Genomic DNA, 17,319 nt, shown 5'->3' with positions numbered 1-17,319 from the left:
GGAGTTAAGCGATGCAGTATCTGCTGCTGATCTACCGGAGCGAAGCGGAATTGAGCAAGATGACCCCCGCAGACCGTCAGGCGATGTCGGCGGAGTACGGCACTTATACGCAGTCCATCGTCCAGAGCGGCCATTTCAAGGCCGGCGACGGGCTTCAGCCGACCACGACCGCGACCACCGTGCGCGTTCGCGATGGCAAGACCCTGACCACCGACGGTCCGTTCGCCGAGACCCGCGAGCAACTCGGCGGCTACTATCTGGTCGAGGCCAAGGATCTCGACACCGCCATTGGGCTGGCCGCGCGGATTCCCGGGGCCAAGGAGGGATCCATCGAGGTCAGGCCGGTCATGATCTACAAGTGATCTCTCCTGCCGACATCGCTCGGATCTTTCGCGACGAGGCGGGGCGGGTGCTTGCCACGCTGATCCGCCTCGTCGGCGATTTCGATCTCGCCGAGGACGCACTCCAGGATGCCTTCGCGGTCGCGCTCGAACGCTGGTCGGCGGGCGAGGTGCCCGATAATCCGCGCGCCTGGCTCGTCAATGTCGGCCGCAACAAGGCGATTGATCGCATCCGGCGGCAGGCCGTGTTCCGCGGCAAGCAGCAGGCGTTCGTGCATGAGCTCGAGCTCAACGCGCAGGCGCCCGACGAGCCTCCGGCGACGCTCGACGACGACATGCTGCGGCTGATCTTCACCTGCTGCCATCCCGCGTTCGCGCAGGAGGTCCAGGTCGCGCTGACGCTGCGCACCGTCTGCGGCCTCTCGACCGCGCAGGTCGCGCGCGCGTTCCTCGTCGGTGAGGAGGCGATGGCGCAGCGCCTCGTCCGCGCCAAGCAGAAGATCAGGCTCGCCGGCATTCCCTATGAGGTGCCCGAACGCGACGCGCTGGCGCAGCGGCTCGACGGCGTGCTCGCCGTCATCTATCTCGTCTTCACTGAAGGCTATGTCGCAACCTCGGGCGCAGACCTGATGCGGCCGGATCTCGCGGTCGAAGCCATCAGGCTCGGTCGTTTGCTCGACCGGCTGATGCCTGACCGGGCCGGGATCAAGGGCCTGCTGGCCTTGATGCTGCTGCACGACGCGCGCCGCGCCGGGCGCGCGACGTCGGCCGGCGACATCGTGCTGCTGGAAGAGCAGGACCGCACGCTCTGGGATCGCGCGCAGATCGAGGCGGGTCTGCGTCTCGTGGACGACGCACTGCGCATACCCGGCCGGCCGCAACCCTATGCGGTGCAGGCCGCGATCGCCGCTCTGCATGCGCGCGCGCCGAGCTTTGAGGCGACCGACTGGCCGCAGATCGCCGGCCTCTATGAGGTTCTGTTGCGCATCAGCCCTTCGCCGGTGATCGAGCTCAACCACGCCGCCGCAATCTCGATGGTCGACGGCCCGGCGCGCGCGCTCGATCTCGTCGACGCGATCACCGCACGCGGCGGGCTTGGCGGCTACGAGCTGCTGCCCGCGGTGCGCGCGGATCTGTTGCGACGGCTCGGCCGCAAGGACGAGGCGCGCGAGGCGTATGTCGCGGCGACGGCGGCGACGCAGCTCGAGCCGCTGCGGCGGCTTTATGCGCGAAGGATGAGGGAGATGGGCAACTAGCACCGTCATTCCGGGGCGATGCGAAGCATCGAACCCGGAATCTCGAGATTCTCAGGTGCGCAATTGCGCACCATAGTTCGCACTTCGTGCGCCCCGGAATGACGGCTATGCCGTCACTTCGACGCGACCGCGGTCGCGTCTGCCGGCAGGCTCGCAAGCAGCGCCTGCAAGGTCGACAGTGTCGAATGGTCCGCAACACCGTCCAGCCGTGCCGGGCGGAAATGGCGCTGGAAGGCGGTGACGACCTCCATGGTCGCGGCGTCGTATTTGCCGGTCAGCGGCACGCCATAACCGTATCGCGCGAGCGCCTGCTGCAGGCTCAGCACCTCGTCGCTGATGGTGCCGAGCATCAGGCTCTCGCCGCGCACGACGGGCGTGGGCGTGACCCAGTGCCCGACGCCGGAATTGGCCAGCGAATGCCACGGAAATTTCTCGCCAGGATCCTTTTTGCGCGCGGGCGCAACGTCGGAATGGCCGAGCACGCGGTGCGCCGGCACTTTTCGGCGCAGCATGATGCCGCGGCACAGCGCGATCACGGCGGCGATCTGGCGCAGCGGAAACTCCGGATAGCCCCAGTCGTGGCCGCGATTGACGATCTCGATGCCGATCGAGCAGGAGTTGACATCGTCCTCGCCGGCCCAGGACGAGACGCCGGCGTGCCAGGCGCGCCTCGCCTCGGGCACGCATTGCACGATGCGGCCGTCCTCGAGCACGACGTAATGCGCCGACACTTCCGTCCCCGCCGTGCACAGCCGCGCCAGCGCGCCCTCGACGTCGGGCATGCCGGTGTAGTGCAGCACGATCATGTCCGGCTGGCGTCCCTTGCTGCGCTCGCCATGGTTCGGCGAAGGAATGATGTCGGAGACGATCGACGAATCCGGCTCGAACGTCCGCATGTTCGCCGCGGCCTTGGGAACCGGGAGAACGCGTTGACGCTTCGAATCAGAACCAGATGGCGTGGACGAACCGGACGACATAAACAGCTCAAGTCGGAATAGGACAGGGCCAAGCCCTTCTCTTTACTATTCCTTTACCCTCCGCCGTGCGCAATCGCGCGTCGCGGTTAACGGATGCATTTTGGGCGGGTGTGTGGATGAGGCATCACTGCCGCTTCACCTTTTCGACTTGTAACGGGCCGATCAACGCTTTCTTAACGCTAAGGGCCGTTACTGAGGGATGAAGAGCCGACCCGCGTCCGGAGGCGGCCAAAGCGTATTTTGGCTCGAAATCCCATGGCTGCCCGACAAATTCCACTGGGAACACTGGGTTGGCGGCCCGGGACGACCGGGCTCGGTAACCATGCTGGACAAGGGTTGGGTCGTGGAACCGCCGCGACGCGGAATCATTCGAGGCGTTATGGGCTGGCTCGCCCCGGATCTGGCTTGGTTGTTCGGCAGGCGTGGCGCATGAGCTCCGCTCCTCACATTCCCGTGCTCGGTCGCGAGGCCATCGATCATCTCGCGCCGCGCGAGGGCGGGATCTATGTCGACGCCACCTTCGGCGCCGGCGGCTATAGCCGTGCCATCCTCGACGTGCCTGGAACCCGACTCATCGCCATCGACCGCGACCGCACCGCAATCGCCGGCGGCGCCGAGCTGGTCGAACGCTCTGCCGGTAGGCTGACACTGGTCGAGGACCGTTTCTCCCATCTCGCCGACGTCTGCGCCGCACAAGGCGTCGATGCCGTGGACGGCGTCGTGATGGACGTCGGGGTGTCCTCGATGCAGCTCGACCAGGCCGGCCGAGGCTTTTCGTTCCGCCTCGACGGTCCGCTCGACATGCGGATGGGGCAGGCGGGCCCGACCGCGGCCGACGTCGTCGCGCGCGCCTCGGAAGCCGATCTCGCCGACATCATCTATCTCCTCGGCGAGGAGCGGCATTCGCGCCGCGTCGCCCGCGCCATCGTCGCGGACCGGCAGGAGACGCCGTTCACGACCACGCGCGCGCTCGCCGACCTCGTCGGCAGGGTGGTTCGCTCCAAGCCCGGCGACATTCACCCCGCGACGCGGACGTTCCAGGCCCTGCGCATCTTCGTCAACGAGGAGCTCGAGGAACTCCAGACCGCGCTCACCGCGGCCGAGCGCGTGCTCAAGCCCGGCGGACGCCTCGTGGTGGTCTCGTTCCATTCACTGGAAGACCGCATCGTCAAGAATTTCCTCGCCGAGCGGTCGAAGACCGGCGGCGGCTCGCGGCACCTGCCGGAAGTCGCGCAAACCGCGCCGAGCTTCCAGCTCCTGACGCGGCGGCCCGTCGTCGCCGGCGAGGACGAAGTTGCGCGTAACCCGCGCGCGCGTTCGGCAAAACTGCGCGCCGCGGAGCGCACCTCGGCGCCGGCGCACAAGGACGATCAGTCTTCGTCCTGGCCAAGACTCTCCGACGTGATGAGGGGCGGCTAGCGCATGCGCTTCATCCACCTCCTCGTCATCGGCGCGCTGATCTTCGCGGCAGCCTATGTCTACCGGATCAAGATGGACTCCACCGCGCGCACGGAGAAGGTGTTGCGGCTGCATGCGGAAATCCGCGAGCAGCGCGATGCGATCGCCTCGCTCCGCTCCGAATGGGCCAAGCTTGATGCGCCCTTGCGCCTGCAAGGCCTGTCCGAGCGGCACCTGCCGCTCAAGCCGGTCAACGGCACGCAATATGACTCGCTGAAGAACCTGCCCGAGCGCCCGCCGCGGATGTTCAGGCCCGGCGAGCCCGACCCGATCGGGGCCATGCTCAACACCATCGAAGCCGCGAGCGATCCCGATACCGTGACGGGCTCCGTGCCTCAGCCCGAGGACAAGCAATGAGCCCGGCGACGCCTGCAAAACCCACCGAGCCCTGGCGGCAGCGGCTGATCCGCAGCCTGCTCTACGGGCGCAACGTCGACCGCGCCGCGAAGGCGCGCGCGCGCGTCGGACTTGCGATGCTCGCCTTCGCCTCGGTCTACGCCCTGATCGGTGGCCGGCTCGTGATGTTCGCGATCGGTGCCGACGCCCACAGTGCGCGCCGAGCGGCGGCGCAGGAGGTGGTTGCGACGGCGCGGCCCGACATCGTCGACCGCAACGGCGCCATCCTTGCGACCGACGTCAAGGCGGCGAGCCTGTTCGGCGAGCCGCGCCGCATCATCGACAAGGACGAGGCGATCGAGCTTCTGACCGCCACCGTGCCCGACCTCGACGAGGCCGAAGTGCGCGAGCGCCTGAAGACACGCAAGGGCTTCGTCTGGCTCAAGCGCGAGATCACGCCGAAGCAGCAGCAGGACATCCACAAGCTCGGCATTCCCGGCATCGGCTTCCTGCGCGAGAACAAGCGCGTCTATCCGACCGGCAACGAGGTCGCCCACCTCATCGGTCTCGTCAATATTGACAACCAGGGCATCGCCGGCATGGAGAAGTGGCTCGACAATCAAGGGCTCGCCGATCTCCATCGCGCGGGCTTTGCCACCGACCGGCTGCAAAAGCCGATCGAGCTCTCGGTCGATCTGCGCGTCGAGCACGCGCTGCGCGACGAATTGCTGAAGGCCAAGGAGAAGTTCCACGCCAAGGCGGCCTCCGGCATCATCTCCAACGTCAAGACCGGAGAGATCGTGGCAATGGTCTCGCTGCCGGACTTCGACCCGAACAATCCGAAGGAAGCGCACGACCCCGACCGCATCAACCGCCTGACCACAGGCGTCTACGAAATGGGATCGACGTTCAAGGCGTTCACGCTGGCGATGGCGCTCGATTCCGGAAAGATCAATCTGAACTCGTCGTGGGATGCGCGTGGAAACCTGCATTACGGCAAGTTCACCATCCACGACAGCCACTCACTCGGACGGTTCATCAACACCAAGGAAGTGTTCACCTACTCGTCCAACATCGGTGCCGCGCGGATCGCGCTCAACCAGGGTGTCGAGGCGCACAAGGCGTTCCTGGCCAAGATGGGACAATTGACGCGGCTGCGCACCGAGTTGCCGGAGAGCGCGGCTCCGCTGGTGCCGCGCCGCTGGGGTGAGCTGAACACGGTCACCATCGCGTTCGGTCAGGGCCTGTCGGTCGCGCCGCTCCAGGCGGTGATGGGCATCAACGCCCTGATGAACGGCGGCTATCTGATTCCGCCGACATTCATGAAACGCAGCGAAGACGAGGCGCGGGCGATGGCCAAGCGCGTGATCAAGCAGGAGACCAGCGACAAGATGCGGTATCTGATGCGGCTCAATGCCGAAATCGGTACTGCCAAATCCGCCGACGTGAAGGGCTACTATGTCGGCGGCAAGACCGGTACGTCCGAGAAGGTCATCAACGGCCGCTATGCCAAGAAGCGGGTGCTCAACTCCTTCACCGCGATCATGCCGTCCGACGATCCGAAATATCAGATTCTCGTCATGCTGGACGAGCCGCAGGCGCTGCCCGAGACGCATGGTTTCATCACCTCGGGCTTCAACGCGGTGCCCACGGGCGGGAAGGTGATCGAGCGGATCGCGCCGCTTTTGGGCATCGAGCCGCGATTCGACCTGCCGCCGTCCGACCGCCTTATTCTTGCAGCATCCAGGACAACCCAGTAATCAACCGGGTAGGCCATCGCCGGTGCTGAGTCGGGGGTTTTCGGCTTTCCGGCATGTCGACTGGACGACCATGAAACTGCGCGATCTCATAGGCAATGACGCCGCAATCGAGCCCGCTGTCGCGGCGCTCGAGGTGACGGGGCTTGCGCTCGACAGCCGCGTGGTCAGGCCCGGCGATCTCTTCTTCGCGCTCGCGGGCAGCAAGACCGACGGCGCACGCTTCATCGATGCCGCGGTTGCCGCCGGCGCAGTGGCGGTCGTCGGCGACCACGCGCCTGAAGCCAGCAAGGTGCCGTTCGTCACCGTTGCCAATCCGCGCCGCGCGCTGGCGCTGGCCGCGGCAAAATTCTTCCCCGACCAGCCCGCGACCATTGCGGCCGTAACCGGCACCAGCGGCAAGACCTCGGTTGCCGCGTTCACGCGCCAGATCTGGGAGCGGCTGGGCCATGCCTCCGCCAGCATCGGCACCATCGGGCTCGTCTCGCCGAAGCGCACCGTCTACGGCTCGCTGACGACGCCGGATCCGGTCGCGCTGCACCGGCAGATCGATGAGATCGCGCGCGAGGGCGTCACCCATCTTGCCTTCGAAGCGTCCTCGCACGGTCTCGATCAATACCGCCTCGATGGCGTGCGGGTTTCCGCTGGCGGCTTCACCAACCTTTCGCGCGACCACATGGATTATCATCCGACGGTCGCGCATTATCTCGCAGCAAAACTCCGGCTGTTTCGCGAACTGGTGCCGCCGGGTGGTGCCGCTGTGATCTCGGCCGATCACGATTGCTCGGCGGAAGCGATCGAGGCGGCGAAGGCGCGTGGCCTGCGCGTGATGGCGGTCGGCCGCAACGGCGACGGGGCAGGCGAGGGCATCCGTCTCGCCGGTGTCGAGGTCGAGGGCTTCTCGCAAAAGCTCGCACTTGAACATTGCGGCAAGCGTTATGTGGTCCGGCTGCCGCTCGCCGGCGAATTCCAGATCGAGAATGCGCTGGTGTCGGCCGGCCTCGCGATCGGCACCGGCAGCGATGCCGCCAACGTATTCGCGAGCCTCGAACATCTCGAAGGTGCCAAGGGCCGGCTCGAGCGCGTCGGCGAGCGCAACGGCGCGCCGATCTTCGTCGACTATGCGCACAAGCCCGACGCGCTGGCGAAGGCGTTGCAGGCGCTGCGGCCTTACGCCAAGCGCAGGCTGGTCGTCGTGTTCGGCGCCGGCGGCGACCGCGATGCCGGCAAGCGTCCGATCATGGGCGAGATCGCCGCGGAGAATGCCGACGGCGTCATCATCACCGACGACAATCCGCGCAGCGAGCAGCCCGAAGCGATCCGCGCGGCGATCCTCGCCACCGCAAAAGGCGCCCGCGAGATCGGCGACCGCGCCGCGGCGATCCGCGCCGCGATCGAGGAACTGGAACAGGGCGATGCGCTGCTCATCGCCGGCAAGGGCCACGAGACCGGGCAGATCGTCGGCAGCGAGGTGTTGCCCTTCAGTGATCACGAGGCGGTTGCCGCCGCCCTAGCGTCGAGGGTTGCATGAGCGCGCCAATATGGACGGTTGCGGAGGTCGCGCGCGCGCTGGGCGCTGCCGGATCATTCCCGGACACGCCGATCGACTTCGTGACGCAGGACAGCCGCCTGGTGAAGCCCGGCAGCCTGTTCGTCGCGCTCAGCGGCACGCCGAGCGGCGGCTTCATCTCGGCCTTCGCCAGCGCGCGCGACGGCTGGGAATTCGCCGACAAGGCGGAAGCCGCGGGCGCGGCCGCGATGATCGTGCCGCACGAGATCGCGGGCATCCGCATCCCGCAGATCGTGGTGAAGGACACGCTGATCGACGGCCTCTGGGGCCTCGCGCGCGCCGCACGCGCGCGCTTTGGCGGGCCGGTGATCGGGCTCACCGGCAGCGCCGGCAAGACCAGCACCAAGGAATTTCTGGCGGCCTATCCGAACGCCTATGCCAGCCCGTCGAGCTTCAACAATTTCTGGGGCGTGCCGCTGACGCTGTGCAATGCGCGGCCCGATGCCAGCCTCTGGGTCGTCGAGATGGGCATGAACCAGACCGGCGAGATCGCGCGGCTCAGCGAGTTGACGCGGCCGACGGTCGCGCTCGTCGTCAACGTCCAGCCGGTGCATCTGGAAAAGCTCGGCTCGCTGGAGGCGATCCGGCGCGAAAAGGTGTCGATCGCGCTCGGCCTGCCGGAGGATGGCGTGCTGGTGCTGCCCGCCGGGCTCAAGGCGTCCGAATGGAAGGGCAAGGTGGTGCGCTTCGGCGAGCATGCCGAGGTGCACGAGGTCACGCACGCGCCGCATGGCGAGAGCTGGCAGGTCGTGGCGATGATCGGCAAGAAGCAGATCGCCTTCAGCCTGACGCCGGGCGCGCCGCACCGCGTGCAGAATGCGCTCGCCGCGCTCGCTTCGATCCGCGCGGCGAACCTCGATGCCGCGACGCTCGCGATCAAGCTCGATCGGGTCGGCATCATGACCGGCCGCGGCGTCGAGCAGGCGGTCGGCGGTGTCACCGTGATCGACGACAGCTTCAACGGCAACCCGGCCAGCGTGGCTGCTGCGCTGCAAAGCCTGCAGGCGCGCAACGTAACCGGCGGCCGCCGCATTGCCGTGCTCGGCGATATGCTGGAACTGGGCGATGACGCACCAAGCTACCACACCGGCCTCACCAAGCATTTGGACGGCATCGACGGTGTCTACTGTGTCGGCCCCCTCATGCGTCACCTCTTCGAGGTGCTTCCATCGGGCAAGGCGCTTGGCTGGCACGACGATCCCGCCACGCTGAAGCCGGGCGAGGTCGCAAGCCTGCTGAAGGCAGGCGATGTGGTGGTTGTCAAGGGCAGCAAGAAGATGTTCTGGGTCAACAAGTTTGTGCCGGGCCTAGTGGCCGCCTTGCAGGCAAAGGCGTAAACTGCTTGGAAGGCGCTGTTTCCGAATCCTCCCTTTTCGGCGCGAAGCCGTCCGTTTTCCCACAGGTCGCCCGACCCATGATGAAGACCAGCGAATGCGCGTGAGGCACGTCGATAAGGCCAAGGCCGATAACAAGGCCGCGTGCGAAAGGCGCCATAGGACCGTCTGAATGTTTTACTGGCTGATCGAGCTCTCCAACACATTTCCGGGCTTCGGTGCCTTTCGCACCTTCCTGAACGTCTTCCGCTACATCACCTTCCGCACCGGCGGCGCGGTGGTCACCGGCGCGCTGTTCGTGTTCCTGTTCGGGCCCTGGATCATCGATCATTTGCGCATCCGCCAGGGCAAGGGCCAGCCGATCCGGACCGATGGTCCGCAATCGCATCTCGCCAAGAAGGGCACGCCCACCATGGGCGGGCTGATGATCCTGTCCGGCCTCACGGTCGGCACGGTGCTGTGGGCCAATCCGCTCAACCCGTATGTCTGGATCGTGCTGGCGGTGACGCTCGGTTTCGGCTTCGTCGGCTTCTATGACGACTACCTCAAGGTGACCAAGCAGACCACGACCGGATTCGGCAGCAAACTTCGCCTGCTGATCGAGGCGGCGATCGCGCTGGTGGCCTGCTACGCGCTGGTACGCTTGAACCGCGATCCCGCGTCCACCGCGCTGACGATTCCGTTCCTGAAGGACACCGTGCTGCATTTCGGCTGGTTCTTCGTCGTGTTCGGCGCCTTCGTCATCGTCGGCGCCGGCAATGCGGTGAATCTCACCGACGGTCTCGACGGCCTCGCCATCGTGCCCGTGATGATCGCGACCGCGAGCTTTGCGATGATCGCCTATCTCGCCGGCAACGCGGTGTTCGCCGACTACCTCCAGATCAAATATGTCGCCGGCACCGGCGAGCTCGCGGTGCTCTGCGGCGCGCTGCTGGGCGCCGGCCTCGGCTTCCTCTGGTTCAACGCGCCGCCGGCTTCGATCTTCATGGGCGACACCGGCTCGCTCGCGCTCGGCGGCATGCTGGGCGCGATCGCGGTCGCGGTGAAGCACGAGATCGTGCTCGCGGTGATCGGCGGCCTGTTTGTGCTGGAGGCGGTCTCCGTCATCGTGCAGGTGGTGTCGTTCAAGCTCACCGGAAAACGCATCTTCCGCATGGCGCCGATCCACCACCATTTCGAGCAGCTCGGCTGGACCGAGCCGCAGATCGTGATCCGCTTCTGGATCATCTCGGTGATGCTGGCGCTGGCCGGCCTGTCGACGCTGAAGCTGCGGTGACTTCTATGGTGGTTGATTTTCGCTGTCATTCCGGACGACGCGAAGCGGCGATCCGGAATCTCGAGATTCCGGGTTCTCGCTTCGCGAGCCCCGGAATGACGAGGGCGAGGTCATGATCCCGGTTACGTCCTTCGCCGGCAAGACAGTCGCGGTGTTCGGCCTCGGCGGTTCGGGGCTCGCGTCCTGTCACGCGTTGAAAGCGGGCGGCGCCGAGGTGATCGCCGCCGACGACAATGCCGAGAACGTCGCCAAGGCCGCGCAGGCCGGCTTCATCACCGCGGATTTGCGCGACGTCTCGTGGGCCGGTTTCGCAACGCTGGTGCTCGCACCCGGCGTGCCGCTGACCCATCCCGTGCCGCACTGGAGCGTGCTGAAGGCGCGCGAGGCCGGTGTCGAAGTCATCGGCGACATCGAGCTGTTCTGCCGCGAGCGGCGGCGGCATGCGCCGGATGCACCGTTCGTCGCCATCACCGGCACCAACGGCAAGTCGACCACGACGGCGCTGATCGCGCACCTGACCAAGGTCGCCGGCTACGATACCCAGATGGGCGGCAATATCGGCACCGCGATCCTGTCGCTGGAGCCGCCGCGCACGGGCCGCGTCCACGTCATCGAGATGTCGTCCTATCAGATCGACCTCACGCCCTCGCTCGATCCCTCCGTCGGCATCCTGCTCAATGTCAGCGAAGACCACATCGACCGCCACGGCACCATCGCGCACTACGCCGCAGTGAAGGAGCGCCTTGTTGCGGGCGTGCAGGCAGGCGGCACCTCGATCGTCGGCGTCGACGACGGTTATTGCCGCGACATCGCCGACCGGCTGGATCGCGCCGGCAAGAACGTGGTGCGCATTTCCGTCAAGAACCCGCTGGCGAGCGGAATCCATGTCGAGCACGGTACCATCGTGCGCACCGCGGGCGGCGCCCGCAGCGAAGTCGCCAAGCTCGGCGGCATCGGTTCGCTGCGCGGCCTGCACAACGCGCAGAACGCGGCCTGCGCCGCCGCCGCGGCGCTCGCGATGGGCATCAGCTTTGAGGTGCTCCAGGACGGCCTGCGCAGCTTTCCGGGCCTCGCGCATCGCATGGAGCAGGTCGGCCGCCGCAGCAACGTGCTGTTCGTCAACGACTCCAAGGGCACCAACGCGGATGCCACCGCGCATGCTCTGTCGTCCTTTGCCGATATCTTCTGGATCGCCGGCGGCAAGCCGAAGGCGGGCGGTATCACCAGCCTGACCGGCTACTTCCCGCGCATCCGCAAGGCCTATCTGATCGGCGAAGCCGCGCAGGAGTTTTCCGGCACGCTGGGGACACAGGTCGCGCACGAGATCAGCCAGACGCTTGACGTCGCCGTCGAACACGCCGCGCGCGATGCGGAAGCCTCGGGTCTCACCGACGCGGTCGTGCTGCTGTCGCCGGCCTGCGCGTCCTTCGACCAGTACCGCAACTTCGAGATCCGCGGCACCAAGTTCCGCGAACTGGTGCAGGCGCTGCCGGGTGTGAAGCCGGTGGTGTGAGGGCGCACTGGCTCCACATCTCCGCTGTCGTCGTCCGGCTTGACCGGGCGACCCAGTATCCCAGAGACGGTGCTTGAGCCGAGCGGCCGCGGCGTACTGGATGCCCCGCCTGCGCGGGGCATGACGAGCATGTGAGGTGAGCGCTCCCCCTATCTCGAAACATCCGCTTTTCCTTAACCCCCCGGTAACCAACCTCGGCGACCAATGGACCGACCTCTGTCCGAAAGCGGCCGCCCATGCTCTCCCGTGAAGAACGCACCCCCTTTTCCGAGTGGTGGTGGACCGTCGACAAGCCGCTGATGGGCGCCATCCTGGCGCTGATGCTGACCGGCGTGATCCTGTCGCTGGCGGCGAGCCCGCCGGTTGCGACCCGCATCGGGCTCGACCCGTTCCACTTCTTCAGCCGGCACGTGATGTTCCTGGCGCCGTCCTGCCTGGTGCTGCTCGGCGTCTCCTTCCTGTCGCCGCGCGCGATCCGGCGAAGCGCGCTGCTCATCTTCGCGGTCAGCATCATCCTGATCGCGGTGACGCTCGCGATCGGCCCCGAAGTGAAGGGCTCGCGGCGCTGGATCACGCTGCTCGGCGTCAACATCCAGGCCTCCGAAATCGCAAAGCCATCGTTCGTCGTCATTGCTGCCTGGCTGTTCGCGGAATCGACCAGGCGGCCTGAGATGCCGGCGACCTCGATGGCGCTGGTGCTGCTCCTGATGCTGGTCTCGCTGCTGGTGATGGAGCCGGACTTCGGCCAGACCATGCTGATCCTGATGGTGTGGGGCTCGCTGTTCTTCATCGCGGGCATGCGCATGATCTGGGTGTTCGGGCTCGCCGGCCTCGGCGCCGCCGGGCTGTTCAGCGCCTATTTGTTCGTCCCGCACGTCGCCGGCCGCATCAAGCGCTTCATGAATCCGGCCTCGGGCGACACCTTCCAGGTCGATACCGCGATGGAGGCCTTCTACAACGGCGGCTGGTTCGGGCTCGGACCGGGCGAGGGCATCGCCAAGCGCAGCCTGCCGGACAGTCATACCGACTTCGTGTTCGCGGTTGCCGCCGAAGAGTTCGGCATCATCCTGTGCCTTGCCATGCTGGCGCTGTTCGCCTTCGTCGTCATCCGCACGCTGTCGCGGGCCTACGCCAATGAGGACATGTTCTCGCGTTTTGCGGCCTCCGGCCTTGCGATCCTGTTCGGCGTTCAGGCGGCGATCAACATGTCGGTCAACCTTCAGCTGATCCCGGCGAAGGGCATGACGCTGCCCTTCATCTCCTATGGTGGCTCCTCGATCGTGTCGCTCGCCTATGGCGTCGGCATGATGCTGGCGCTGACGCGGCTGCGCCCGCGCACCGAGGTCGAGGCAAGCGGCCACGCCGAGGCGATGCGCAGCTACGCGTGACCGCTCTCGTGTCCCGGACGCGGTGCGGCACGAAGTGACGCTCCGCTGAGCCGGGACCCAGAATGCCGCACCAGTGGGCCCCGGTTCAGCAGCGCACCACGCCGCGAAGGGCGGCGCGCTGCGCTGCGCCCGGGGCACGAACACCTTCGTTGCCCGGCTCGCAATGACGGCGGAGGCCCTGTAAAAGGGCGTTTATGGACACCTCCCCCTTGATTCTTCTCGCCGCGGGCGGCACCGGCGGCCATCTGTTTCCGGCCGAGGCGCTCGGCGTCGAGCTGATCCGGCGCGGCTTTCGCGTCCGCCTCGTCACGGATGAGCGGGCGCTGCGCTATAGCGGGCTGTTCAGCAAGGATATGATCGACGTCGTCTCGAGCGAGACTGCGCGCGGCCGCAATCCGTTCCAACTCGCCTATGCCGGCCTCACGCTCGCCGCCGGCACGCTATCGGCCTACAGCCTGATCAAGCGATTGAAGCCCGTCGCCGTCGTCGGCTTCGGCGGCTATCCGACGCTGCCGCCGCTGGTCGCCGCAAAATTCGCCGGCGTGCCCGGCATCATCCATGACGCCAATGCGGTGCTCGGCCGCGCCAACCGGTTTCTGTCGAGCCGCGTCCGCGCCATCGCGACGTCCTTGCCGGGCGTGCTCGACCGCGACCCCGCGCTATCGGGCAAGACCACGACCGTCGGCACGCCGATGCGGCCGGCGGTCCTTGCCGCTGCCGCCGTGCCCTATGCCGCGCCCGAGGCGAACGGTCCGCTGCGCCTGCTCGTCGTCGGTGGCAGCCAGGGCGCGCGCATCATGGCCGACATCGTGCCGGGCGCGATCGAGCGGCTCGAGCCAGCGCTGTGGGGCCGGCTCATCCTCACCCAGCAGGTGCGCGACGAGGACATGAATCGGGTGCGCGCCGTCTACGACAAGCTCAAGATCAAGGCCGAGCTCGCGCCGTTCTTCACCGATCTGCCGGCGCGGCTCGCTTCCAACCATCTGGTGGTGTCGCGCTCCGGCGCCGGCACGGTCGCCGAGCTTGCCGCCATCGGCCGGCCCTCGATCCTGGTGCCGCTGCCGGGCTCGATCGACCAGGACCAGTTCGCCAATGCCGGCGTGCTGGCCAAGGTCGATGGCGCGATCCGCATCCCGCAGACCGAGTTCACCTCGGATCGGTTGGCTTCCGAAATCTCCGCCCTGGCCGCCGAGCCGGCGCGCCTTACCGCCATGGCCGCGGCCGCGAAGGGGGCAGGGCGGCTCGATGCCGCCGAGCGGCTGGCCGATCTGGTGGTCAAGGTCGCGGGCCTTTAGCACTCGTCATTCCGGACGGGCCGCAAGGCGGACCGATCCGGAATCTCGAGATTCCGGGTTCGCGCGCGCTGCGAGCGCCCCGGAATGACGAAAAAGGGCCGACTTTTGAATGTTACTCGTCATGGCCGGGCTTGTCCGACCAAGTCGGATTTATCCGAGTTGGTTCTTTTAAAAATGACGGCACTCGGTATACCGAGTGCCTATGCATCCACGTCTTGCAAGAAAGACGCTGGGATTCGTGGATGCCCGGGACAAGCCCGGGCATGACGACCGAACGACGGGATAAAGCATGAGACTGCCGCGCGAGATCGGACCCATCCACTTCGTCGGGATCGGCGGGATCGGCATGAGCGGGATCGCCGAGGTGCTGGTCAATCTCGGCTATGCCGTGCAGGGCTCGGACGCCTCCGACAACTACAATCTCGACCGTCTGCGCAAGAAGGGCGCCAAGGTCTCGGTCGGCCACAAGGCCGAGAATGTCGACGGCGCCGAGGTCGTCGTGGTCTCCACCGCGATCAAGCGCGACAATCCGGAATTGATGGCGGCGCGCGAACGGCGCATTCCCGTGGTGCGCCGCGCCGAGATGCTGGCCGAGCTGATGCGGCTGAAGAGCTGCGTCGCGATTGCCGGCACGCACGGCAAGACCACGACGACCACGATGGTCGCAACGCTGCTCGATGCCGGCGGTCTCGATCCTACCGTCATCAATGGCGGCATCATCAACGCCTACGGCTCCAACGCGCGCCTCGGCGCCGGCGACTGGATGGTGGTGGAAGCGGACGAGAGTGACGGCACGTTCCTGAAGCTGCCGACCGATGTCGCGATCGTCACCAATGTCGACCCCGAGCATCTCGATCACTTCAAGACCTTCGAGGCGGTGCAGGACGCCTTCCGCCATTTCGTCGAGAACCTGCCGTTCTACGGCTTTGCGGTGATGTGCATCGACCATCCCGTGGTGCAGAGTCTCGTCGGCAAGATCGAGGATCGCCGCATCATCACCTATGGCGAGAATCCGCAGGCCGATGTGCGGCTGGTCGACCTCACCCCGATGGGTGGTGGATCGAAGTTCAAGGTCGCGTTCCGCGATCGCAAGACCGGTGCCGTGCACGAGATTCCCGATCTGATGCTGCCGATGCCGGGTCGGCACAACGCCTCCAACGCCACGGCCGCGATCGCGGTCGCGCGCGAACTCGGCGTGTCGGACGAAGCGATCCGCAGCGCGATCGCCGGCTTCGGCGGCGTGAAGCGCCGCTTCACCAAGACCGGTGAATGGAACGGCGTCACCGTGATCGACGATTACGGCCACCACCCCGTCGAGATCGCGGCGGTGCTGAAGGCGGCGCGGGAATCCACCAACGGCAAGATCGTCGCCGTGGTGCAGCCGCATCGCTACACCCGCCTGCAATCGCTGTTCGAGGAATTCTGCACCTGCTTCAACGATGCGGACGCGGTCATCGTCGCCGACGTCTATGCCGCGGGCGAGGCGCCGATCGACGGCATCGACCGCGATCATTTCGTCGCGGGCCTGCGCGCCCACGGGCATCGCGAGGTGGTCCCGCTGCCGGCGGCGCCGGAGCTCGCGGGCATCGTCAAGGGGCTCGCGAAGTCGGGCGATCTCGTCGTGTGCCTTGGCGCCGGCAACATCACGCAATGGGCGTATGCACTGCCCGGCGAATTGAAGGCGCTGGGGTAGGGCGGCGATGCTGCACTCGTTGCTTGCCACACGGAATGGTGCGCTCCCTCCCCCCTTGTGGGGGAGGGTGGGGGAGAGGGGTAGCCACGAACTCCGATCTCGCTTGGGGCTACCCCCCTCCCTTACCCTCCCCCACAAGGGGGGAGGGTACGGAAGCAGTCTGCGTCCCTCACTTTTGGGGAGCGTTCGCGCATGAGCTTCCCCGACATCACACCCTCACTCAAAGCGACGATGCCTGATCTGCGCGGCCGGCTGCTGGCCAACCAGTCGCTCGCCGAGCTGACCTGGTTTCGCGTCGGCGGCCCCGCGCAGGTGCTGTTCACGCCGGCGGACGAGGACGATCTCGCTTATTTCCTCGCGCATCTCGCGTCCGACATTCCGGTCTACGTCGTCGGCGTCGGCTCCAACCTGATCGTGCGCGACGGCGGCATTGCGGGCGTGGTGATACGCCTGGCGCCGCGCGCCTTTGGCGAGGCGAGCGCGAGCGGTGACATCGTCACCGCAGGCGCTGCCGCGCTCGACAAGCGCGTGGCGGAGGTTGCCGCGAGCGCGAACATCGGCGGGCTCGAATTCTATTTCGGCATTCCCGGCACGATCGGCGGCGCGCTGCGCATGAACGCGGGCGCCAATGGCGGTGAGACCAAGGACGTGCTGATCGAGGCGCGCGGCGTCGGGCGCGACGGCAAGAAGCACGTCTTCTCCAATGCCGACATGAAGTTCGTCTATCGCAACAGCGGCGTCGATCCCTCCATCATCTTCACGTCTGCGCGCTTTCGCGGTGAGGTCAAGGATGCGGATGCGATCCGCGCGCGCATGGCGGAGGTGCAGAGCCATCGCGAGACCGCGCAGCCGATCCGCGAAAAGACCGGCGGCTCGACCTTCAAGAATCCGCCCGGCCATTCCGCCTGGAAGCTGGTCGACGCTGCCGGCTGCCGGGGCTTGCGCGTCGGCGGCGCGCAGGTCTCCGAGATGCACTGCAATTTCCTGATCAACACGGGCGATGCCACCGCGCACGATATCGAGACGCTGGGCGAGACCGTGCGTGCGCGCGTGAAGGCGAATTCCGGAATTGAGCTACATTGGGAAATCAAGCGGATCGGGGTTTCATGATCACCGTCATTCCGG

Annotated in this window: 14 protein-coding genes; 13 read left to right on the top strand and 1 reads right to left on the bottom strand. The window is 66.6% G+C overall.

Translation table 11 applies throughout. The features are described 5' to 3' along the window. Positions 1-11: 11 nt before the first annotated feature. The gene (locus tag WN73_RS02450; protein WP_011089353.1) at positions 12-362 is read left to right on the top strand and encodes a YciI family protein; all 351 of its coding nucleotides are present in this window, start codon (positions 12-14) and stop codon (positions 360-362) included. Then, on the top strand, positions 359-1,597 hold the full coding sequence (locus WN73_RS02445; RefSeq protein ID WP_439711370.1) for an RNA polymerase sigma factor: 1,239 nt from the start codon (positions 359-361) through the stop codon (positions 1,595-1,597). Before WN73_RS02450 ends, WN73_RS02445 begins: the two co-directional genes overlap by 4 nt. 113 nt (positions 1,598-1,710) lie before the next feature. Here WN73_RS02445 and WN73_RS02440 read toward each other — a convergent pair whose 3' ends face one another. Beyond that, a complete protein-coding gene (locus tag WN73_RS02440; RefSeq protein ID WP_271551339.1) occupies positions 1,711-2,493 on the bottom strand; it encodes an N-acetylmuramoyl-L-alanine amidase in 783 nt (260 codons plus the stop codon). Between the two features lie 510 nt (positions 2,494-3,003). Here WN73_RS02440 and rsmH point away from each other — a divergent pair. The 11 genes from rsmH (at position 3,004) to murB (ending at position 17,304) form a co-directional block, all read left to right on the top strand. Continuing rightward, entirely contained in the window at positions 3,004-3,993 is a 990-nt protein-coding gene (gene rsmH, locus WN73_RS02435; RefSeq protein ID WP_271551338.1) for a 16S rRNA (cytosine(1402)-N(4))-methyltransferase RsmH, read from the top strand. Positions 3,994-3,996: 3 nt separating this feature from the next. Continuing rightward, positions 3,997-4,389: a cell division protein FtsL gene (gene ftsL, locus WN73_RS02430; RefSeq protein WP_011089349.1), complete on the top strand. Its 393-nt coding sequence runs from the start codon at positions 3,997-3,999 to the stop codon at positions 4,387-4,389. Next, entirely contained in the window at positions 4,386-6,128 is a 1,743-nt protein-coding gene (locus WN73_RS02425; RefSeq protein WP_028176250.1) for a peptidoglycan D,D-transpeptidase FtsI family protein, read from the top strand. The genes ftsL and WN73_RS02425 overlap by 4 nt, the downstream gene beginning before the upstream one ends. Positions 6,129-6,198: 70 nt before the next feature. Continuing rightward, positions 6,199-7,656 carry a UDP-N-acetylmuramoyl-L-alanyl-D-glutamate--2,6-diaminopimelate ligase gene (locus tag WN73_RS02420; protein WP_271551337.1) on the top strand — a complete coding sequence of 486 codons (1,458 nt, stop codon included), beginning with the start codon at positions 6,199-6,201 and terminating at the stop codon, positions 7,654-7,656. Beyond that, the gene (locus WN73_RS02415; RefSeq protein WP_271551336.1) at positions 7,653-9,032 is read left to right on the top strand and encodes a UDP-N-acetylmuramoyl-tripeptide--D-alanyl-D-alanine ligase; all 1,380 of its coding nucleotides are present in this window, start codon (positions 7,653-7,655) and stop codon (positions 9,030-9,032) included. Before WN73_RS02420 ends, WN73_RS02415 begins: the two co-directional genes overlap by 4 nt. A 169-nt stretch (positions 9,033-9,201) precedes the next feature. After that, positions 9,202-10,305, top strand: coding sequence for a phospho-N-acetylmuramoyl-pentapeptide-transferase (gene mraY / locus WN73_RS02410; protein ID WP_011089345.1), 1,104 nt, complete (start codon positions 9,202-9,204; stop codon positions 10,303-10,305). A gap of 112 nt (positions 10,306-10,417) precedes the next feature. Continuing rightward, positions 10,418-11,818, top strand: a complete 1,401-nt coding sequence (murD, locus tag WN73_RS02405; RefSeq protein WP_271551335.1) for a UDP-N-acetylmuramoyl-L-alanine--D-glutamate ligase — start codon at positions 10,418-10,420, stop codon at positions 11,816-11,818. Between the two features lie 236 nt (positions 11,819-12,054). After that, entirely contained in the window at positions 12,055-13,206 is a 1,152-nt protein-coding gene (ftsW, locus tag WN73_RS02400; RefSeq protein WP_028176246.1) for a putative lipid II flippase FtsW, read from the top strand. A 194-nt stretch (positions 13,207-13,400) separates the two neighbouring features. Beyond that, entirely contained in the window at positions 13,401-14,501 is a 1,101-nt protein-coding gene (murG, locus tag WN73_RS02395) for an undecaprenyldiphospho-muramoylpentapeptide beta-N-acetylglucosaminyltransferase (protein WP_271551334.1), read from the top strand. 289 nt (positions 14,502-14,790) lie between these two features. Then, on the top strand, positions 14,791-16,194 hold the full coding sequence (murC, locus tag WN73_RS02390; protein WP_271551333.1) for a UDP-N-acetylmuramate--L-alanine ligase: 1,404 nt from the start codon (positions 14,791-14,793) through the stop codon (positions 16,192-16,194). A 192-nt stretch (positions 16,195-16,386) separates the two neighbouring features. After that, positions 16,387-17,304, top strand: coding sequence for a UDP-N-acetylmuramate dehydrogenase (gene murB / locus WN73_RS02385; protein ID WP_211433520.1), 918 nt, complete (start codon positions 16,387-16,389; stop codon positions 17,302-17,304). Positions 17,305-17,319: the final 15 nt, after the last annotated feature.

It is taken from the genome of Bradyrhizobium sp. CCBAU 45394, from assembly GCF_028128655.1.
Classification (GTDB): Bacteria; Pseudomonadota; Alphaproteobacteria; order Rhizobiales; family Xanthobacteraceae; genus Bradyrhizobium; species Bradyrhizobium diazoefficiens.
This window is presented reverse-complemented; position numbering and strand designations above follow the sequence as displayed.